This window comes from Streptomyces sp. NPDC052721 (assembly GCF_040678315.1).
Classification (GTDB): domain Bacteria; phylum Actinomycetota; class Actinomycetes; order Streptomycetales; family Streptomycetaceae; genus Streptomyces.
Window position 1 is genome coordinate 119,406 of the sequence record NZ_JBFATL010000022.1, and the last position, 19,697, is coordinate 139,102.

Below are 19,697 nucleotides of genomic sequence, written 5' to 3' on the forward strand. Positions count from 1 at the left end.
GCGGTCCGGTGGGCTCCGGGCGCGACTTCCTCGGGCCCTTCTTCGACCCGGACGGCCCGGACGTCGTCTTCCGCGACGCCGAGGCCCAGCGGCTGTACCGCCGGTTCCTCGACGCGCTGGACGTGCCCTCGCTGGACCGGCTGCCGGTGCCGCTGGTGTGCACGTTCGGCCTGAGCGCGCACACCATCGCCACCCGGGAGAACTGGGCCGTCCACCGCGACGCGCAGGGTGCGTACGCCCCCGGGTTCCTGGGCAGCGACCTGTTCGCCGCGCTGGTGCGGGCCACGGCGCGCGGCGCGCTCGCCTTCTACGAGCACGCCGTCGGGCTCGGCCTGCGCGTCCTGGCCCTGATGCCTCCGCAGCGGGTCCCCGCCATGTCCGACCCGGCGGTCTTCTTCGCGGCCCAGCACGTCCTGCACGCGGAACTGGCCGCGCGCGGTGTGGAGATCGTCGACCTGCGGGCCCGGGTCACCGACCGCTCGGGACTCCAGCGCCCCGCGTTCTGCGCGGCCGACGACCCCATCCACGGCAACCTCGCCTTCGGCCGCCTGCTGGTCGCCGACCTGCTCGACCACGGACTGTGACCCGGCCCCACCGCCCCTGGGCACCTTTCGCACCCCATTCCTGAGGAGGAAGCACGTGGAGGAGTACGCACTGCAGGCCGTCGAGCGCCTGACGACCCGGCCGCCGGAGCCGTACGAGACCCTCTCGGTCCGGACGATCACCCCGGTGCTCGGCGCGGAGGTGTCCGGTCTGGACCTCTCCCGGGAGCTGACACCGCAGCAGGAGAAGGAGGTCAAGCACGCGTTCCTCGCCCATCACGTGCTCGTCTTCCGGGACCAGGACCTCACCCCCGAGCAGCACAAGCGGTTCGCCGGCCTCTTCGGCGAGCTGCACCCCGTGGCGCTCCCGGCCGAGGGCTCCGATCCGTACGTCCTGGAGATCAAGGCCACCAAGGAGTCCCGGATGGTCGCCGGTGACGGCTGGCACGCCGACGGCACCGCCGACCCCGCCCCCTCCCTGGGGTCCATGCTGCACCTCACCACGGTCCCCGGGGGCGGCAGCGGCGGGGACACCATGTTCGCCAACATGCACCTGGCCTACGAACTGCTCTCCCCGGCGCTGCGCGCCTTCCTCGACGGTCTGACCGCCGTGCACGACGGCGCCCTGCCCTGGGCGGCGGCGGGCCTGACCCCGCCCGCGGAGTACGACGTCCCGCGCACCGAACACCCCGTGGTGGTCCGGCACCCGGAGACCGGCCGCAAGCTGCTGTTCGTCAACGCCCCCTACACCTCGCACATCACCCAGCTGTCCCGCGCCGAGAGCACCGCCCTGCTCGACCTGCTGTACGCGCACGTCGCCCGCACCCCGCTGCTGCAGTGCCGGGTCCGGTGGGAGCCCCGCACCCTGGTGTTCTGGGACAACCGCTGCGTCCAGCACCACGCGGTGTGGGACTACTTCCCGCACACCCGCCACGGCCGTCGCGTGGCCATCGAGGGCACCCGCCCGCAGGCCTGACTCCCACCGCACCGGCGGGGGAAGGAGACGAAGACGCAGATGAGCACGGATGCCGTGGGGGCCGAGGCCTTCCTGGCCGCGCTGACCACCGCCGCCCCCGCGCCTCCAGCGGACACGCGCGTACCGGACGGGGTGTGGCACCTGCTGACCGCCCTGTACGAGGAGCTGCCGGGCCCGGTCGCGGACGGCTGGGCCCGCGCTGTGCACGGCGCCCTGCGGGCCGGGCCGCCGGCGGGCGGGCTGTGGGCGGTGCACGCCTGGCAGGCCGGCACCGTCCTGCCGCTGCTGGCCACGGCGTGGCCGGACGACGCGTCCGGCGCGGTGGCCGACCTGGCGGCGCTGCACCGCGCGGCCACCCGCGCCCCGGTGGCGTACGACAGCTGGCAGACGGCCCTGCGGCCGGTGCTGCTGCGCGTGTACGGGGCGGCGTACGACCACCGCTCCGCCTACGCCGAGGCGCACACCAACGCGCGCTCCTACGCCCTGGCCCACGGACACACCCCGGCCGAGGCCGACGCGTACGGGCACCGGTACGCCGGACTCAGCACGGACGCGAACGCGGCGTCCTTCGCCGAGGCCCACGCGCGAGCGGTGGGCGACGCCCTGGCCCTCGCCTACGCCGGTGACCGCGCCGAGCCCTACGCGGCGACGTACCCGGCCGCCCAGGTCCGCGCGGTGGTCCGCGCCCTCGAACGTCCCGCGCCCCCGGCCCCCGCCGACGCGGCCGGGACCGGCACGGCCGGAGAACCACAGCCCGCGGTCACGCTGGCTCACGGGCTCACCGACGTCCTGCGGCTCCACCGGGACCCACGCGGTGCGGGGGGTGACACGGAAGCTCCCGTCGACGTCCCGGCTGCGCCGGCCCGGTGATCCGGCGTCAGGGCGTGCGGAGCAGGTCCGCCGCCCGCTCGGCTATCGCGAACACCGTGGCGTTGGTGTTGGCCGACACGATCGTCGGCATGACCGAGGCGTCGGCCACCCGCAGGCCCTCGTCGTCCCGGACGTCCCCGCCGGGCTGGGCCTCCTCGCCCCGCCACGTTTCCGTGTGCATCAACAGTCAGCCTTCTCTGCGCAGAAACATATGGCGCGCCTTGTTGAATCTATAGGTGCGTGACACGTTACTTCATATGTGTGAGGGGGCTCCCGCGCGTCCCGCGACCGCCGGGTACGACCGTCAGATGACGTATGGGAAAGCAGAGACACGGCCAGCATGATGGGTGCGCGGGCCGGGGTGGCGCGTGGGCGACCCTGGCCCGAGGAATGGGAAGCGAACAGATGAAACAGCCGCGGAAAACGCACCTCACCTCCGGCGCCACCTACTGGATCGGGAAACGGCTACCGCTGCTGATCTCGTGCGAATTCTCGTACGACGTGCGGGACCCCTATGCCGTCACGCTGATCCTGGATTCCGAGGGGGAGCAGCCGGTGCGGTGGGTCTTCTCCCGGGAACTGCTGGCCGACGGACTGACGGGCAGCGCCGGCGAGGGGGATGTCACCGTGTGGCCGGACGACGGCGGGGCCGAGGGGCGGTTCCTGTGGCTGGAGGTCGGCCGTGACCCGCACACGGCCCTCTTCGAGCTGCCCGCCGAGCCGGTCACCGAGTGGCTCGCCGACACCTACGGCCTCGTGCCCGAGGGTCAGGAGACGGCACGCGTGGAGTGGGACGCACTGACTCACCTGATCGAATGATGCGTCGGCTCCTGGTCCTCATACCGATGCGTATTTCAGCAAGGAATGCCACACTGAGTTGATACTGACGTCCAGCGCCAAGGAGGGTGTGCCGCATGCCCGGAACCAAGGCGACCACCACGGACTTGGTGACGCACTACAGTGCTCAGCTGGCGAGCGACCTGGAGCGGAACGCGCGGGAGCAGGACAAGGTCCGGGCCGAGCTGGAACAGCTCGAAGCGCGGCTCCTCGCGTTGCGCCACGACCACGCCGTCCTCGCCACGATGCGGCAGGCCCTGGAGAGCGGCATCCCCGTGCAGCAGCAGCCCGCGTTCCCCGGGGCGGGCGCGCCCGGGCGGGGCGCCGGCCGGCGGAAGCAGCGGACGCCGACGCTGGTCAGCCTGATCCGGGACCAGCTGGCCGAGCGGTCCGATCCCTGTCCGGCGGGGGAGATCGCGCAGACGCTGAGGGAGGCCCACCCCGACCGGGACATCAAGACCACCGTGGTGCGCACCACCCTGGAGGGGCTCGTCGCGAAGGGCGGCGCGCGGCGCATCAAAGAGGGCCATGCGGTGCGTTACGTCGGCACCTGAGCCGGACCCCGCGCCGGGCGGGCGGGGCCCGGCCGGCGGCTACTGGAAGTCGCAGCCGGGGTTGGGGGCGTCCTCCGCCAGCGGCGCGCCGTGCGGCAGGACGTAGAGCACGTCCAGGACGACCGGGACGTCGCCGAGGTTACGGCCGATGTGCACGTGGCGGGCGCCCGCGGGCTCCTCGATGAAGCTGCCGGCCTTGTACACGCCGTCCGAGGCGCACGAGGAGTCGAAGTGGCTCAGCGTGCCCTGTTCGACGGCGCCGAAGACCGTGCCGTCGTGGTAGTGCCAGCCCGTGCTCTGCCCCGGCGGCAGGGTGATCTTCCGCAGAACGTAGTCCTTCGACCCGATCGTGGTCTTGGAAATGATGGTTCCGGTCACGCCCGGACCGGCCGGGGTGGCCGAGGCCGGCACCGCCGTGGCAGCCAGCGAGAAACCGAGGACCGCCACGGCGGCCAGCCCGGCGCGAACCAAGTTCTTGGTCATGAGTCAACTTTCGACAGAGTGTCGGTGAGACAGTCAGTCATATTAGTCCACGGCTAACACATTATTGATGTTACTGGAGTGATGACAGTGCACGGGACTCACCGGCCGGGAAGCGTCCCCCCGCCGTCCACGCCGAGCACCTGGCCGGTGATGAAGCCGGCGTCCTCGCTCAGCAGGAAGGCGATGGCCGCGGCGACCTCCTCCGGGCGGCCGAAGCGGCCCATGGGCACGGAGCGCAGCACCCTGGCCTCCTCCGCGCCGCCCACCGGGTGCTTCTCGCGGAAGAGTCCGGTCTCCACCGGGCCCGGGGCGACCGCGTTGACCGTCACCCCGTGCTCCGCCAGCTCCAGCGCCCACGTGCCGGTCAGCCCCACCAGCGCGCTCTTGGCCGCCGCGTAGCTGCTGCGCGTACGCGAACCGTGCTGCGCCCGGCTCGTCACATTGACGATCCGGCCCCAGCCACGCTCCCGCATCCCGCCGACGCACGCCTGGGTGACCTGCACGGCGGCGCGTACGTTCAGTTCGTACACCTCGTGCAGCGCGTCGAGCGAGATCTCGCCGAGCGGCTCCGGCACGACGATGCCGACGTTGTTGACGACCGCGTCCACGCGCTCCTCGCGGGTGACGGTCTCCAACAGCTCGCGCGTGGCCCCGGCGTTGGCGAGGTCGCACGCGTGCAGCACCCCCGGGAAGTCACCGTCCGGGACACCCCGGGCGATCCCCAGCACCCGGTGCCCCCGGTCGGCGAGCCGGTGCGCGGTGGCGAGGCCGATCCCCTTCGACGCTCCTGTGATCAGCACGGTACGTCCGGACAACAGCGGTCTCCTTGTCCCTGAGCATCCCTGACTGGACCCTGTCGCCGATCTTGCCACCCACCGCGTCCGGTACCGCGCCGCCGAGCGCCTCCGCGGAGGCCACGAGGTACGGAAATGCCGGAGACCGGGCACGGAAGGACATCCGGAGCGGGGGATTACGTCGTAATAGTCGATGCCGTCGATGCCGTCGATGCCGTTCGGCGGCCCGAGTCGGCCTCGCCCCGGGCGGCGGCCATCCCACACGCGGCCTCACGTTCCGGTGCGGTCTTCAGGGGGAGGAGTGCAGGAGGCGGCCCAGGGCCGTGCGGGAGGTGACGCCCAGTCTGGGGAAGATGCGGTGCAGGTGGCTGCTGACCGTCCGGTGGGACAGGTGGAGCCGCTCACCGATCTCCCGGTTGGTGAGTCCCTCGGCCACCATCAGGGCGATCTGCAGTTCCTGCGGGCTCAACAGCTCCTGAACGTCGGGCACCCCCTCGGCGCTCGCCTCCCCCGAGGCCCGCAGTTCCCGGCGGGCGCGCTCGGCGAACGTGACCGCGCCCAGCGCGTCGAAGGCGTCCCGGGCGGCCCGCAGCGGGGTGCGCGCGAGGGCGTCACGGCGCCTGCGGCGCAGCCACTCGCCGTAGGCCAGTTGCGTGCGGGCCCGGGCGAAGGGCCACCGCGTCAGGTCGGCGGCCAGCGCCTGTGCGAAGAGGCGTTCGGCGTCGGCGTCGTCGGCGAGGACCGCGCGGGCGAACCGCACTGCGATGTGCAGCGCCGGCGACGGATGCACGGCCGCGACCTCCTCCGCACGGCCCACGACCTCGCGGACCTCCTCGGCACGATGCGCGCGCAGCGCCACGTCCACCAGGTCCATCAGCCCGTAGTGCAGCGCGGACGGATGGAACGCGGGCGACGCCGGATCGTACGGCTGCCGCAGCCGGTCCAGGGCACCGTCCAGGCAGTCCTGGGCGGCGTCGACCTGCGCGAGCGCCAGCTGCGCGGTGGCCAGGACCGGGCGGGCGCGGTGCGCGCCGCCGAGCCCGATCGCCTCCGTGGCCAGCTCCTCCGCCTCCGGAAACCGCCCGCCCAGCGCGGCGATCAGCGCCTGGGTGGCGCGGGCCGTCGCCCAGAGCACCGGCTGGGAGGTCTCCCTGGCCAGCCGGAGCGCCGCGTCGGCCGACGGGACGGCCACCGTCGGATCGCACAGCAGCGCGGCGCTCCACGCCCGCACCGTCAGCGCCTTGGCCAGCGGACCGAGCCGGCCCTGGGCCCGCAGTCCGTTCAGGGCGGCGGCGGAGAAACCCGCGGCCAGCTCGAAGGCGCCGACCAGGACCGCGGCCGAACCCAGCGTCTGGTCGGTCACCGCGTCCCCGCTGGGATGCGCGGCCCAGTGGCGGAGCCGGGCGAGGACATGCGCGCCGTGCTCCACCGGCGCGGCGCAGGCCAGCACGGCCAGTGCCAGCGGCTCGCCGGCCGGTTCCAGGCGTGCGGCGAGGGCGGCCACGCGCCCGGCGGCCGTGTGGTCGCCGTCCACCCACACGCAGTGCAGCGCCGCCGTCCACAGGATGCACAGGGCGAGAGCGCCGTCCCCGTCGGCGGCCACGTCCTCGGCCAGCTCGGTCAGCGTGACGACGTCGGTGCCCTCGGGCACGCCGTCGTGGAAACGGGCCGCCGTCCACGCGGCCCGGGCCCGCTGCCGCGCGGACAACCGGCCGGCACCCGCCCGGTCCAGCAGCCGGGCCACCTCGTCGCGCCGCCCCGACTCGACCGCGAGGTCGGCCGCGCGCAGCAACAGCTCGGCACGGCGCTCCGGGCAGCCGCTGAGCTGCGCGGCGTCCTCCAGCGCGGCGACCGCGGCCAGGACACCGCCGCGTTCCGTGCGCTCGGCCGCCGCCTTCAGTACGGCGTCCACGTCGTCGTCCTGGGCCGGTTCCGGAGCCGGGGGCCGGGGCCCCTCGGACAGCGTCCGGTCCACCGCGGCACGCACCGACCGGTGTTCGTCCGCGCCCGCCGCGGACAGCACCGTCGCGCGGACGACCGAGTGCCGGAACCGCACCTCGCCCCCGTGCACCGTGATCAGCCGGCCGCGGACGGCCGGCGCGAGATCGTCGGGGTGGACGGTCTCACCGGCGATCAGCTGTGCGGCCTCCACCAGCTCCGTGACCGTGCCGCCCCGGTGGACCGCGGCGATCAGCAGGAGCAGCCGGGTGTGCGGCGGCAGACCGGCCAGCCGGGACCGGAAGGCGCTCTCCACCCGTGTCACGGGCGGAAGCGCCGCGGCCGTCGCCGCCGCCTCGCCGTACGCCTCGCGGGCCACCCGGGTCAGCTTGGTCAGCACGAGCGGATGCCCGGCGCCCTCCACGAGGATCCGCTCGCGCAGCGCGGCGGAGAGGCCGGGCGCCTGGGCGTCGACGAGGGCCGCCGCGTCGGGCGCGGGCAGCGGCTCCAGCGGCAGGGTCGGCAGCCCGGCGGCGTCCGCCGGGCTCCGGAAGCCCTCGCGGACCGTGGCCAGCAGCACGATGGGTTCGGACGCGAGCCGGCGGGCCACGAAGGGCACGACGGCGGCGCTGGCCGCGTCCAGCCAGTGCAGGTTCTCGACCACCAGCAGCACGGGGCGGCTCGCCGCCGCCTCGGCCAGCAGGTTCAGCGTGGCGAGCGCCACCGGGAACGGATCGGGGAAGGGGTCCCGGACCGGATCGGCGTCCGCGGCCTCGCGCGAGTCGACGCACCGCCGCAGCACCTCCCGCTGGCCGGGAGGCAGCCGGTCCTCGAAGACGCGCACCGGCCGCAGCAGTTCGGCGAGCACGGCGAACGGCCGCCGGGCGCTTTGCTCCGTGGCGACCGCGGTCAGGACCCGCAGCTCACCGCCGTCAAGAGAGCCGAGGACGTGCTCCAGCAGGGCGCTCTTCCCGATCCCCGGTTCCCCGGTCACCAGCAGGGCACCGCCCGAGCCGTCCCGCCCGCGGTCGATGACGTCCCGCAGGGTGGCGACCTGGCCGTCACGCCCGATGAATGGCACCGCACTCGCTCCCGTACCTGTGACCTGCCCGGCCGAGTCTAGTCCGGGCCGTTACGGGGGCCTGGAACGTCCTTCCGGTGGCCGGGGGCTTCCCGGGGGGCCGCCACCGGCCCCCAAGCCCGGCCGCTCCCCAGCCCCGGGCCGCCACCGGTCCCGAAGCCGGGGCCGCTTCCCCGCCCCGGACCCGTCACCGGTCTCCCATCACCCGGTTCACCCTGTCGGTGGGAAGACCGACGTCAGTTCCGCGCGTGAGGTGATGCCCAGTTTCGGGAACACCCGGTGCAAGTGGGTGCTCACCGTGCGGTGGGAGAGGTACAGGCGCTGGCCGATCTCCCGGTTCGTCAGGCCCTCGGCGGCCATCTGGGCGATCTGCAGCTCCTGTGGGGTCAGCCGGTCGCGGGCGTCGGGCTCGCGGCGGCGGCTGGTCTCGCCGGAGGCGAGCAGTTCCCGGCGGGCGCGGTCGCCCCAGGGGACCGTGCCCAGCGCGTCGAACGCGTCGCGGGCGGCCCGCAGAAGCGCACGCGCGTCCGTCACCCGCCGCTGGCGGCGCAGCCACTGGCCGTACGCCAGCTGGACGCGGGCCCGGTCGAAGGGCCAGTCGCATCCGTCCAGCGCCCCCGCGAACAGCTTCTCCGCCTCGGCGTCGTCGGCGAGGACCGCGCGGGCGTAGCGCAGGCCGCTGTGGAGCGCGGGGGAGGGCGTGCGCCGGGCGGCGGCCTCCATCTCCGCGATCACCGACCGGGCCCTGCGGGTGTCCCCGCTGTGTACGGCGGCGTCCACCAGCTCGATGAGGGCGTAGCAGCGCAGCGCCGGCTGGTGGGCGGGGTCCGCCGGGTCGTGCACGCGCAGCAGGTGCGCGTGGGCCTCGTCGTACCGGCCCGCCCCGATCGCGGCGACCCCCCGGGCGATCTGGGCGGTCGCCAGCACCGGCCGGGCGGCGACGGGCAGCCCGATCCGCTCGGCCCGCGCCGCCAGTTCCATGGCGCTGTCGTACCGGCCCTGGAGCGCGGCGGTACGGGCCTCGGTGGCGACGTTGATGCCGTACAGGTACGTCTGCCCGGTCTCCCGGGCGAGCCGGCTGGCCTCTTCGGCGACGGGGATGGTGGAGTCCAGCCGCGCCAGCTGGGCGCCGCTCCAGGCCTGGGCGCCCAGCGCCCGGGCGAGCAGGCCCAGCCGGCCGTGCGCCCGCAGTCCCGGCACGGAGACCTCGGACAGTTCCTCCGCCAGTTCGAAGTCGCCGACCAGGACGGCCGCGCTGCCGACCAGCCGGTCGGCCTGGGCGTCGCCCGCCGTCCGCCCGGCCGCCCGCCGCAGCTGGGTGAGGACGCGACGGCCGCAGGTCACCGGCTGGGCGTAGGCGAGGATCGCCAGGATGCGGGGGTCGTCGTCGGGGAAGGGCAGGGCGTCGGCGAGGGCGACGATGTCGCGGCGGGCCGCGTCGCCGGGTTCGGACCAGAAGCAGCGCAGTGCCGCGCTCCACAGGATCCGTACGGCGAGGTCGTGGTCGCCCTCGGCCATCACGGTCCGCACCAGCCGGGTCAGCAGGGCCGTGCCCTCGGAGGCGTCGCGCATGCCGTCCTCCAGGCCGCCCTTGATCCACTGGATGCGGGCCCGCTGCTGCGGGGTGGTGGCCCACGGGGTCGCCGCGTCCAGCAGCCGGGTCAGCAGGTGCTGCTGGCCGGTGTCCACGGCCTGGTCGGCGGCCTTGAGCAGCCGTTCGATCCGCTGGTTCGGCTCGCTGCTGAGGCGGGCGGCCTGTTCCAGGGCGAACACGGAGTCGGCGGCGCCGCCGCGGCGGTAGGCGCGGTCGGCGGCGGCCTCCAGCCGGTCGGCCAGCCGTGCGTCGGGCTGGACGGTGGCCGCCGCCTCGTGCCAGGTCCGGCGGTCGGAACCGGCGGGCAGGCAGCGGGCGAGGGCCGCGTGGGCCTCCCGGCGCCGGGCCGCCGGGGCGGCCTGCCGGATCGCCGAGCGCATCAGGGGGTGCCGGAAGCGCACGGCGTCGTCGGACACCTCGATCAGCCGGGCCGAGATCGCCGGGGCGAGGTCCGCGGCCGTCGCCGGTGCCGCGAGGTCCAGGGAGGCGACGCGCAGGATCTCGGTGAGGGACGGGCTGTCGTCGCAGGCGGCCGTCAGCAGGATGTGCCGGGTGGCGTCCGGCAGGGTGCGCAGCCGCGCGGTGAACGCGTCCTGGAGGCGCCGGGACATGGGGGTCCACGGGGCGTCGGGGGAGATGGTCTCCCGGCCGGGGGTGTCGGCCGACAGCTCGGTCAGCGCGAGCGGATTGCCGGCCGCCTCCCTCAGCAACTGCTGCCGGGCCACGCGGGCCAGGCCCGGCGCCCGCTGGTCCAGCAGCAGCGCGGACGCCTCGGCGGAGAGCGGCCCCACCGCGAGGTCCGGTATGTCGGCGCGGGTCAGCCGCGTGGGATAGCCGTCCCGCATGGCGGCCAGCAGCAGGATCGGCTCCGACTCCAGGCGCCGGGAGAGGAAGGAGATGACCTCCGCGCTGGCGCCGTCGATCCAGTGCACGTCGTCCACGACGAGCAGCAGCGGGGTGCCGGCGGCGGCACGGGCCAGCAGGTTCAGCGAGGCGAGCGCCACCAGGTACAGGTCGGGGACCGGTGCGTCGGTGACGCCGAGCGCCGCCCGCAGGGCGTCGCGCTCGTTCTCCGGCAGGTCGTCGATCAGGGACCGGAACGGGAAGACCAGCTGATGCAGTCCCGAGAAGGGCAGCAGCGTCTCCGACTCCACGCCGACCGTGGTGAGGACACGGTTCCGGCTCCGCGCCGCGTGCCGCGCGGCCTCTTCGAGCAGCGCGGTCTTCCCGATTCCCGGCTCGCCGTGGACCAGAACGGCGCCCCCTTGCCGGGGCAGGACGCCGATCCGGTCATGCAGAAACCCGGTCTCGCTCTCGCGGCCGAGCAGTACATCGGCGTGCGACCGCATCATCGTCCAGCTCCCTTCACGACCGACAGCACGACTCTGCGTGCCCGCCGCGCCGGACGCATCTGTCAAGTGACACTGAGAACGCGCGGTGACGGTACGGCCACCCGCCGATGTTCCCGGCCGGCGTCTGCCCGGGCGGTGTCAGGCCCGGCGTACCGGTGCCTGGAGTTCCGTCACCCAGTCGTCGCGGTTCTCGGGGCACTCCAGGTTGACTTCGCGGGGGTAGCCGGTCGGCCGGTAGCCGCCCGCGTCGATCCAGTGGGTCAGGGTCTGGGCGGTGGGCAGCACGGTGTCCGGGGAGCCGCGGTGCACGATGGTCGCGGCCTGGTCGAGGGCCGGCAGGTCGAGGACGCGGAAGGCGCCGCCGTCCTGGAGGGGAGCGGCGACCTGGACGGCGGCGTGGACGGTGATCGGGGTCTGCCCGGGCGGTGTCAGGCCCGGCGTACCGGTGCCTGGAGTTCCGTCACCCAGTCGTCGCGGTTCTCGGGGCACTCCAGGTTGACTTCGCGGGGGTAGCCGGTCGGCCGGTAGCCGCCCGCGTCGATCCAGTGGGTCAGGGTCTGGGCGGTGGGCAGCACGGTGTCCGGGGAGCCGCGGTGCACGATGGTCGCGGCCTGGTCGAGGGCCGGCAGGTCGAGGACGCGGAAGGCGCCGCCGTCCTGGAGGGGAGCGGCGACCTGGACGGCGGCGTGGACGGTGATCCTGCCGCCGCCCTCGGGGGCGTCCTCGTAGAAGGCGACACCGGGGCCGGCGGGCGTGATGCCCGCCGCGTCCAGGCGTCGGAACAGCTCCTCGTAGAGCGGTTCGATGACCGGGCCGATGTCCTCGGGGTCGAAACTGGCGGCGGTCGCGGTCAGCTCGGCCACCCGGACGCCGGGGACGCTCTTGATGACGACGTCGTTCGTGGGCATGTGCCCCTCGCTCTCGATCGCTCGGAGCCTCGCCTCGACCTGGACGAGCCGTGCTCCCGCGGCGGCCATGGCGGTCTCCAGTTCGGCCCGCCGCAGCCGTAGCATGCCGCGCAGTTCCTCGGCACTGACCTTCTCGTCCACGATGTCCCGGACCTGTCGGAGGGAGAATCCGAGGTCCTTGAGCGCGATGATCCGGTTCAGGCGGGCGAGCTGGGCGGCGGTGTAGTGGCGGTAGCCGCTGGCGGGGTCGACGTGGGCCGGGCGCAGCAGGCCGGTCGCGTCGTAGTGACGCAGCATCCGGACCGAGACGCGGCCGTGCCGGGCGAAGTCTCCGATGGTGAACATGATGTCTCCGAGCTGACCGCCTGACACGGTGTGAGGGTCAAGAAGCTACTCGGCGGCCGGGGAGCAGCGAGCACGCGGGGTGGGTTCGCAGAGACGGAACGGACCTGCCGCCCCGTCAGGTCGACCCGGGGTGAGGGGCGTTGGCCCGGCATCGGTCGCGCCGTCGGCGGCAGCGGGGGCATGCTGGAGTCAGCGCGAGTGACGCAGGCCGACTGCGACGTCACTTCCTGACGACCGCGTGCGAAAGGTGGTTCCTCATGGCCGGTTCCGCTCCGTACGGTGACGTTCCCTCCCACCGCCCGCGCGGCGGGCCCGGGTACCAGGCGACGCCGCCCGGCCCGCGGTCCGTCGCGGCCGGCCGGCTGTGGGCCACCGGTGCCGCGACGGCGGTGGTCGCGGCGCTGGTCGCGGTCGTGGCCACGATGTTCGTCCGCGGTGTCCTCGACGTTCCGCTGTTCGCGCCGCGCGGGGCGGGCGTGTGGGGCGACGTGACGACGGGGTACCTGGCGGCCTGGGCGGCGGCCGGCGCCGTCGTGGGCACCGGGCTGCTGCATCTGCTGCTGCTGACCGTCGCCCGGCCGCGCGCCTTCTTCGTCTGGATCGCCGGTCTGGTGACCGTGGCGCTGGCCCTGCTGCCGTTCACCACGGACCTCGCGCTGGATGCCCGCCTCGCCACCGCGGCCGTGTTCCTGGCCATCGGCGGGACGATCACCGGGCTGCTGTCGGCGACCGCCTACAGCGTGGCGCCGGACCGGGGCGACGACACCTGGTGACGTACGGCGCCGGAGCGATCCGGTCCCCTCAAGTCAACATGTCGAGCCCGCGGCGATGACATTGACATAACGTGTGCCATTGGCTCCGCTCCTTTACCGAACTTTCCCAGCCATATGCGGCTACATTGCGGAGCATGACGGTACGACGGTGGTACGGGAGCCGGCGGCTGGGGCTGACGCGCCTCACGATCGCGGCGAGCGCTCTGCTGGCCCTGCTGATAGGTGTCGCGTTCGTCGTCCTGCTGTGGGCGATCGACGACGCGAACGACTCCACGTCGGCGCGCCGCGCCTCCCGCACGGCTCTCGTCGAGGCGGGGAACATGGAGCAGCTGCTCCTGGACCTGGAGACCGGGCAGCGCGGCTACGTGATCACGAAACGGGAGGACTTCCTCCAGCCGTGGCAGGCGGCGCGCAAGGCGCTGCCCGCCGAGATCCGGCGGTTCACCGACTCCACCACCGCCCCCGCCCAGCGACGCACCGCCGAGCGGATCACGCGGGGCGTCCAGTCCTTCCTGGACGACTACTCGGTCCCGCTGGTGGAGTCGGTCCGGCGTGGTGATCCCGCCGCGTCCGGCCTGGCGGTGACGGCCGAGGGGAAGCGGCGCGTCGACGCCCTGCGGGCCCAGTTCGACGCGTACACGGCGGGCGAGCGCGCCCAGCTCGCCGCGCGCGAGGACGCCGCGGGCGCCAACGCGCACCGGGCGGTGATCGCGGCCGGCGTGGGCGTCGCGGCGTCGACCGCGCTGGTGGCCGCGTTCACGGTGCTCCAGCACCGCGCCGTCGTACGGCCCGTGCGCGGGGCGGCGGCAGCGGCCGGGCGGCTGGCGGGCGGCGACCTCAGCGTCCGTGTCCCGCCCAGCAAGGTGGCGGAGATCGACGCGCTCGGCGCGTCCTTCAACACCATGGCGACCTCGTTGCAGGACAGCCGCAGACGGACGATGGAGAGCGTCGAGGCGGTGCACCGGCGTACGGCCCGCGACCTGCACGACGGGGCACAGCAACGCCTCGTGAGCCTGATGATCGGGCTCCGGCTCGCGCGGGAGATGATCCCCGACACGGACACGTCGGTGACCGAGCTGATGGACCAGTCGATCGACAACGCGCAGACGGCGATCGACGAGCTGCGGGAACTGGCCAGGGGCATCTACCCGCTGGTGCTGACGGTGAAGGGCCTGGTGGCGGCCGTGGAGGACCTGGCGTCCCGGTGCCCGGTCCCCGCCGACGTGCGGAGCAACTACCCCCGGCGGCTCTCCACCACCGTGGAGTCGAACGCGTACTTCGTGGTGGCCGAGGCCGTGACGAACGCGGTCAAGCACGCCGAGGCGTCCCGGATCGACATCTCCCTCGACCTCACGGACGTCCTGCGGATCCACGTCGTGGACGACGGTGTCGGCGGCGTCGGCGACGCCACCGCCGGCAGCGGCCTGACCGGTCTGGCGGATCGTGTGTCCGCCTTCGACGGCACCCTCACCATCGACTCACCCCCCGGCGCCGGCACCTCCATCCTGGTGCAGATCCCGATCCCGTCCTGAACACAAACTTCTTCACGACTCAACTAACGTGTGCCGGGCGGCGTGTCCAACCGTCGCCCATGCCACAGGAGTTGAGTTGCGCATACCTCTGCTCGTATCCCGAAGCGCTGTGCCGCGCCGGCGCAGACGCCTGACCGCCTGCGCGGCGGCCCTGACCACCGCCCTGTTGACGGCCCTCGCCGCCCCGGCCCCCGCCCGGGCGGAAGCCGGCGACCGGCCCGTGGAACACGCCACGCAGACCGCACGGGACCACATACGACCGCTCTGCGGCCCGCCCAAGCCGCACGAGTTCACCTGCTTCGGGCTGCTCCGCACCGACCTGGCGGACCGTCAGGAACGACGCGGGGCCGATGACGCCCCCCAGGGCTACGGGCCGGCCGATCTGCGCAGTGCCTACGGCCTCCCCGCGGACGGCGGCGCCGGCGCCACCATCGCCGTGGTCGACGCCTTCGACAATCCGGACGCCGAGGCCGATCTCGCCGTCTACCGCGCCCAGTACGGGCTGCCGCCCTGCACCACCGCCAACGGCTGCTTCACCAAGACCGACCAGCGCGGCGGCACCCACTACCCGCACCCCGACCCCGGCTGGGCGACCGAGATCTCCCTCGACCTGGACATGGTCTCCGCGGTGGCGCCCAAGGCCCGGATCCTGCTGGTCGAGGCGGACACCGCCACGATCGAGGACCTGGGGGCGGCCGTGGACCAGGCGGTCGCGCTCGGCGCGAAGTACGTCTCCAACTCCTACGGCTCCAACTACACCTTCTTCCCCGAGGACCCGGCGGAGTCGGCGGCCGACGTCCACTACGACCACCCGGGCGTCGCCGTCGTCGCCTCCTCCGGCGACTCCCGGTACGGCGTGGCGTACCCGGCCGCCTCCCCGCACGTCACCGCGGTCGGCGGTACCACGCTCACCAAGGACCCGGCCGCCGCGCGCGGCTGGTCGGAGTCGGTGTGGGACCACGACGGCAGCGGAACGGGCTCCGGCTGCTCCCGGTACGAGCCCAAGCCGGCGTTCCAGCGGGACACCGGCTGCCCGGGACGTACCGTCGCCGACGTCTCGGCGGTGGCCGACCCGGACACGGGCGTCGCCGTGTACGACAGCTACGGCGACACCGGCGGCTGGGGCGTGGCCGGCGGCACCAGCGCCTCGGCGCCGATCATCGCCGGCGTGTACGCGAACGCGGGCACCCCGGCGGCGGGCTCCCGGCCCGCCGTGTACCCGTACGCCACCGGCGGCCGGGGACTGCACGACGTGACCACGGGGGCCAACGGGACCTGCGCACCGGCCTACCTGTGCACCGCGGGCCCGGGCTACGACGGCCCCACCGGCCTCGGCACCCCCGACGGCCTGACGGCCTTCACCATGGGCCCGCACGGCACACTGACCGGCACGGTCACGGACGCGGGCTCGGGCGCGGGCGTCGCGGCGGCCGAGGTGACGGCCGGCCCGTACAGCACGACCACCGACGCCCACGGCCGCTACACCCTGCCGCTGCCCGCCGGTGACCACGACGTCCGGATGACGGCCTACGGATACGCGCCGGGCACCCTGCCGGGCGTCCACCTCACCGACGGCGGCACCGCGAGCGGGAACCTGAGCCTGCGCAAGCTGGCCACCCGCCGGGTGTCCGGCACCGTCACCGACGGCTCGGGGCACGGCTGGCCGCTGCACGCGAAGATCACGGTGGCCGGGGTGCCGGGCGCCCCGGTGTGGTCCGACCCGGTCACCGGCGCGTACCGCCTCGACCTCCCCGAGGACCACACCTACACCCTGCGCGTGGTCAGCGACGACAGCGCCTACCAGTCCCTGGAACGCGAGGTGACGGTCGGCACCACGGACCTCACCGTGGCCCTGGCCCTGCCCGTGGACACCTGGGCGGAGGACGATCCGGCGTACACCGTGAAGGCGGACACCGTCGGCAGTGAGCCGTTCGACGACACCTCCGGGCCGCCCGCCGGCTGGAGCGTGACCGGCACCGAGGGCTGGACGTTCGACGACCCCGGCGGCCGGGGCAACACCACCGGCGGTGCCGGCGGCTTCGCCATCGCCGACGCCGACCACGCCGGGAGCCCCCTGGACACCTCCCTGACCAGCCCCGCCTACGACTTCGGACGTGCGGGAGACCCCGCGCTGAGCTTCGACACCGACTACGAGGGCTCCGCCGAGCAGCAGGGCGAAGTGCAGGTCAGCGCCGACGCCGGCCGGACCTGGACCACGGTGTGGCACCAGGACCAGCTGTGGACGAGCGGCCGGGTGGAGATCCCCCTGACCGCCTACGCCGGCGAGCGCGCGGTGCGGGTGCGGTTCCACTTCACCGGGCCCGGCCTGTTCTGGGCGGTGGACGACGTCACGGTCACCGAGCGGGTGGCCACGCCCGTCCCCGGCGGGGTCCTCACCGGCACGGTCACCGACGCGAACACCGGGAAGGGGCTGATCGGAGCCGTCGTACACACCGGCCCGGCGGGCGGGCCGGCCGCGTCGACGGTCGCCACGACCGGTGACCCGCGCCTCGGAGACGGCGCGTACCGGCTGTTCGTCCCCGGCTCCGGCCGGACCACCACCGCGACGGCGGCCAAACCGTCGTACGTCACCGCCACCCGCACCGTCCAGGCGCCCGCCGACCGGGTCACCGAGGCCTCGTTCGTCCTCAAGGCGGGCCGGCTGACGGTCCGTCCCACCCGGATCGACGCCACCTCCCGGCGGGCCACCGTGGTACGGAAGGTGACGGTACGGAACACCGGCACCGCGCCGATCCGGCTCCGCGTCGGCGAACGCACCGGCACCGCGCCGGGCTCCCCGGCCCCCGGCACCGCCTGGCGCGCGCTGCCCGGCCTGCCCGTCCCCGTCATGGACAACGCGGTCGACACCTACGGCGGCAGGCTCTACTCCGCCCTCGGCTCCGACGGCCAGAACCCCCTCGCCGACCTCTACGTGTACGACCCCGCCACCCGCGCCTGGAAGCGTGGCCCGTCCGCGCCCGAGGCCCGGCAGGCCACCGCGCACGGATTCATCGGCAGCCGCCTGTACACCGTGGGCGGCTGGGGCCCCCAGGAGACCGTCAGCCGGACCACCCAGGTCTTCGACGCGGCCACCGGCCGCTGGTCGAAGGGCCCGGACGTCCCCGAGGGGCACTACGGCGCGGCGAGCGCCGTGCTCGACGGGCGGCTCTACGTGGTCGGCGGCTGCACGAACACCGACTGCTCGGACACCGTGTACGTCTACGACCCGGGCGCGCGCTCCTGGTCCCGGGCCGCCGCCTACCCGCAGACCATCAGCTGGGCCAACTGCGGTGCCGTCGACGGCAGGCTGTACTGCGCGGGCGGCGTCCACGACTACGTCGAGACCGGCGCCGCCCACGTCTACGACCCGGCCTCCGACAGCTGGCAGCCCATCGCCGCCATGCCGGTCGGCCTGGCGACCGGCGCCTACACCGCCGCCAACGGACAGCTCCTCGTCTCCGGCGGTTTCAAGCGGGTCGGCCCCAACCGGGTGCTCACCGCGGAGGGGTACGCCTACGACCCCGGAACGGACACCTGGACACGGCTGCCGGACGCCCCGACCGCCGTCTACCGGGGCGGCGGCGCACCCGGCCTGTACCGGGTGGGCGGCAGCGGCGAGCCCCGGTTCCCCGTCCCCGTGTCCTCCGCCGACGTCCTGCCGGGATACGACCGTACCGAGACGGACGTCCCCTGGCTGACCGAGAGCCCGCACCGCCTCACGCTCCGGCCCGGGCGGACCGCGACGTTCACGGTGACCCTCGACCCGCGCCGGCTGACCCGGCCCGGCGACTGGACGGCGTCCCTGACCCTGACCACCGACGGCCCGTACTGGGTACCGGACATCCCGGTCCGGCTGCGCGTACCGTCCCGAACGGCCTCGTAGCAGGCCGCACGGCGGGCATGCGCACGGCCCCCGTCCCGGTGCGTCCGGGACGGGGGCCGTTGCGTCGTGCTCCGTGGGGCCGCGTGGACCCGCCGGTGGTGCTACGAGGTGGGGTCGCCCACGCGGGAGCCCGTGCTGTTCCAGTCCTCCGGGTCCGAGCCGCCCGTCGTCGTCCCGCCGCCATCGGCCACCACGTGCACCGCCGTGCCGTCCGCCGAGACGGGGGCCGGCCCGCCGGTCGCCCCGGCGACACCGGCCGCCAGCACCAGCAGCCCGATGCCCGCCGCCGTCAGACGCAGCCGCCGGTCCCCGGTGCGCATGCCGTTGGACTCGCCCATGAGTGGTTCCTTCCTGAGTTCCGCGGGGTGTTGGTGCGTCGATGCTGGCAAGCCCCGATCAACGGCCGATCACCACCGGAGCACTCGGCCGTGCGCCCGTGCCACCGAATCGGACCGCGCCGCCGTGCCCGCCCGGTCGACTCCCGTGCCGGAGGCCGCATGACGTGCCGCCGACGCCATGCTCACGAACAACGAGGCGATCAAGCTCCGCGATCCCCTGTCCCGCGCGCTGATGCTCGCGGACCCCGGCCGGCGTGGAGGCCGCGAAGCCGGTCACAGCGCTCAGGAAGGCACCAGGAACAGGGCGGAATCCCTCGGGAACGCCCCTCGCGAAGGGCGCCGGCGACCCCGGTGATCGGCCGCTCATCCCGAGTCCATCGCGGCCTGCGACGGTCGACGCGTCAGCTCAGCACCGAACGGGACGCGCCCGACGTCGTACCGAGCCGGAGGCAACACCGTGACCGTGAAGGACATCCTGGACGCGATCCAGTCGAAGGACGCCACGTCCGCCGACTTCGCCGCCCTGCCGCTGCCCGAGTCGTACCGCGCGATCACCGTCCACAGGGACGAGATGGAGATGTTCGCGGGGATGCACACCCGCGACAAGGATCCGCGCAAGTCCCTGCACCTGGAGGAGGTGCCGCTGCCCGAGCTGGGCCCGGGCGAGGCCCTGGTGGCCGTCATGGCCTCCTCGGTGAACTACAACTCGGTGTGGACCTCGATCTTCGAGCCCCTGCCGACCTTCGGGTTCCTTGAGCGTTACGGCAGGCTGAGCGAGCTGGCCAAGCGTCACGACCTGCCGTACCACATCATCGGCTCCGACCTCGCGGGCGTCGTCCTGCGCACCGGCCCCGGCGTGAACGCCTGGAAGCCGGGCGACGAGGTCGTCGCGCACTG

At 74.2% G+C, this 19,697-nt stretch carries 15 protein-coding genes and 2 pseudogenes; 9 read left to right on the plus strand and 8 right to left on the minus strand.

The features are described 5' to 3' along the window. Positions 1-8: 8 nt before the first annotated feature. Genes AB0L21_RS21870 through AB0L21_RS21880 form a run of 3 tightly spaced genes read left to right on the plus strand, consistent with a single transcriptional unit; the run spans position 9 to position 2,388 of the window. Positions 9-584, plus strand: coding sequence for a hypothetical protein (locus tag AB0L21_RS21870; RefSeq protein WP_365785801.1), 576 nt, complete (start codon positions 9-11; stop codon positions 582-584). A gap of 55 nt (positions 585-639) precedes the next feature. Further along, a complete protein-coding gene (locus AB0L21_RS21875; RefSeq protein WP_365708332.1) occupies positions 640-1,518 on the plus strand; it encodes a TauD/TfdA family dioxygenase in 879 nt (292 codons plus the stop codon). Positions 1,519-1,557: 39 nt separating this feature from the next. Continuing rightward, entirely contained in the window at positions 1,558-2,388 is an 831-nt protein-coding gene (locus AB0L21_RS21880; RefSeq protein ID WP_365785803.1) for a hypothetical protein, read from the plus strand. A 7-nt stretch (positions 2,389-2,395) separates the two neighbouring features. Here the strand turns inward: AB0L21_RS21880 and AB0L21_RS21885 are convergent. Further along, a pseudogene (locus AB0L21_RS21885) lies at positions 2,396-2,521 on the minus strand (GMC oxidoreductase); the annotation flags it as partial. A gap of 272 nt (positions 2,522-2,793) precedes the next feature. Here AB0L21_RS21885 and AB0L21_RS21890 point away from each other — a divergent pair. Together AB0L21_RS21890 and AB0L21_RS21895 are read left to right on the plus strand one after the other, a co-directional pair. Continuing rightward, a complete protein-coding gene (locus tag AB0L21_RS21890; protein ID WP_365708336.1) occupies positions 2,794-3,207 on the plus strand; it encodes an SsgA family sporulation/cell division regulator in 414 nt (137 codons plus the stop codon). Between the two features lie 95 nt (positions 3,208-3,302). Next, a complete protein-coding gene (locus AB0L21_RS21895) occupies positions 3,303-3,779 on the plus strand; it encodes a hypothetical protein (protein WP_365785805.1) in 477 nt (158 codons plus the stop codon). Between the two features lie 39 nt (positions 3,780-3,818). Here AB0L21_RS21895 and AB0L21_RS21900 read toward each other — a convergent pair whose 3' ends face one another. From AB0L21_RS21900 to AB0L21_RS21925, 6 genes are all read right to left on the minus strand, one after another. Continuing rightward, positions 3,819-4,262, minus strand: a complete 444-nt coding sequence (locus tag AB0L21_RS21900; protein WP_365785807.1) for a cupin domain-containing protein — start codon at positions 4,260-4,262, stop codon at positions 3,819-3,821. A gap of 98 nt (positions 4,263-4,360) precedes the next feature. After that, positions 4,361-5,077 carry an SDR family oxidoreductase gene (locus tag AB0L21_RS21905; protein WP_365785809.1) on the minus strand — a complete coding sequence of 239 codons (717 nt, stop codon included), beginning with the start codon at positions 5,075-5,077 and terminating at the stop codon, positions 4,361-4,363. 268 nt (positions 5,078-5,345) lie between these two features. Continuing rightward, entirely contained in the window at positions 5,346-8,075 is a 2,730-nt protein-coding gene (locus AB0L21_RS21910; RefSeq protein ID WP_365785811.1) for a LuxR family transcriptional regulator, read from the minus strand. A gap of 210 nt (positions 8,076-8,285) precedes the next feature. After that, entirely contained in the window at positions 8,286-11,021 is a 2,736-nt protein-coding gene (locus AB0L21_RS21915; protein ID WP_365708347.1) for an AAA family ATPase, read from the minus strand. A 138-nt stretch (positions 11,022-11,159) separates the two neighbouring features. Next, positions 11,160-11,510 (minus strand): GyrI-like domain-containing protein, encoded by a 351-nt coding sequence (locus AB0L21_RS21920; protein WP_365785813.1) that lies wholly within the window; start codon positions 11,508-11,510, stop codon positions 11,160-11,162. Beyond that, positions 11,450-12,274: a MerR family transcriptional regulator gene (locus tag AB0L21_RS21925; RefSeq protein ID WP_365708349.1), complete on the minus strand. Its 825-nt coding sequence runs from the start codon at positions 12,272-12,274 to the stop codon at positions 11,450-11,452. The genes AB0L21_RS21920 and AB0L21_RS21925 overlap by 61 nt, the downstream gene beginning before the upstream one ends. Before the next feature lie 257 nt (positions 12,275-12,531). Here AB0L21_RS21925 and AB0L21_RS21930 point away from each other — a divergent pair, with 257 nt between their 5' ends. From AB0L21_RS21930 to AB0L21_RS21940, 3 genes are all read left to right on the plus strand, one after another. After that, positions 12,532-13,047: a DUF6069 family protein gene (locus AB0L21_RS21930; RefSeq protein WP_365708351.1), complete on the plus strand. Its 516-nt coding sequence runs from the start codon at positions 12,532-12,534 to the stop codon at positions 13,045-13,047. A 134-nt stretch (positions 13,048-13,181) separates the two neighbouring features. After that, positions 13,182-14,579, plus strand: coding sequence for a CHASE3 domain-containing protein (locus AB0L21_RS21935; protein ID WP_365785815.1), 1,398 nt, complete (start codon positions 13,182-13,184; stop codon positions 14,577-14,579). Between the two features lie 76 nt (positions 14,580-14,655). After that, a complete protein-coding gene (locus AB0L21_RS21940) occupies positions 14,656-18,462 on the plus strand; it encodes a kelch repeat-containing protein (protein ID WP_365785817.1) in 3,807 nt (1,268 codons plus the stop codon). 101 nt (positions 18,463-18,563) lie between these two features. Here AB0L21_RS21940 and AB0L21_RS21945 read toward each other — a convergent pair whose 3' ends face one another. After that, positions 18,564-18,800, minus strand: a complete 237-nt coding sequence (locus tag AB0L21_RS21945) for a hypothetical protein (RefSeq protein ID WP_365708357.1) — start codon at positions 18,798-18,800, stop codon at positions 18,564-18,566. 463 nt (positions 18,801-19,263) lie between these two features. On the opposite strand from AB0L21_RS21945, the pseudogene AB0L21_RS21950 reads away from it, so the two are divergent. Beyond that, positions 19,264-19,697, plus strand: a pseudogene (locus AB0L21_RS21950) (crotonyl-CoA carboxylase/reductase); the annotation flags it as partial.

Excerpts from the sequence above, each read along its gene's own strand:
- AB0L21_RS21880 (WP_365785803.1), top strand. The coding sequence starts at position 1,558 with ATGAGCACGGATGCCGTGGGGGCCGAGGCCTTCCTGGCCGCGCTGACC.
- AB0L21_RS21890 (WP_365708336.1), top strand. The coding sequence starts at position 2,794 with ATGAAACAGCCGCGGAAAACGCACCTCACCTCCGGCGCCACCTACTGG.
- AB0L21_RS21895 (WP_365785805.1), top strand. The coding sequence starts at position 3,303 with ATGCCCGGAACCAAGGCGACCACCACGGACTTGGTGACGCACTACAGT.
- AB0L21_RS21900 (WP_365785807.1), bottom strand. The coding sequence starts at position 4,262 with ATGACCAAGAACTTGGTTCGCGCCGGGCTGGCCGCCGTGGCGGTCCTC.
- AB0L21_RS21915 (WP_365708347.1), bottom strand. The coding sequence starts at position 11,021 with ATGATGCGGTCGCACGCCGATGTACTGCTCGGCCGCGAGAGCGAGACC.
- AB0L21_RS21925 (WP_365708349.1), bottom strand. The coding sequence starts at position 12,274 with ATGTTCACCATCGGAGACTTCGCCCGGCACGGCCGCGTCTCGGTCCGG.
- AB0L21_RS21930 (WP_365708351.1), top strand. The coding sequence starts at position 12,532 with ATGGCCGGTTCCGCTCCGTACGGTGACGTTCCCTCCCACCGCCCGCGC.
- AB0L21_RS21935 (WP_365785815.1), top strand. The coding sequence starts at position 13,182 with ATGACGGTACGACGGTGGTACGGGAGCCGGCGGCTGGGGCTGACGCGC.
- AB0L21_RS21945 (WP_365708357.1), bottom strand. The coding sequence starts at position 18,800 with ATGGGCGAGTCCAACGGCATGCGCACCGGGGACCGGCGGCTGCGTCTG.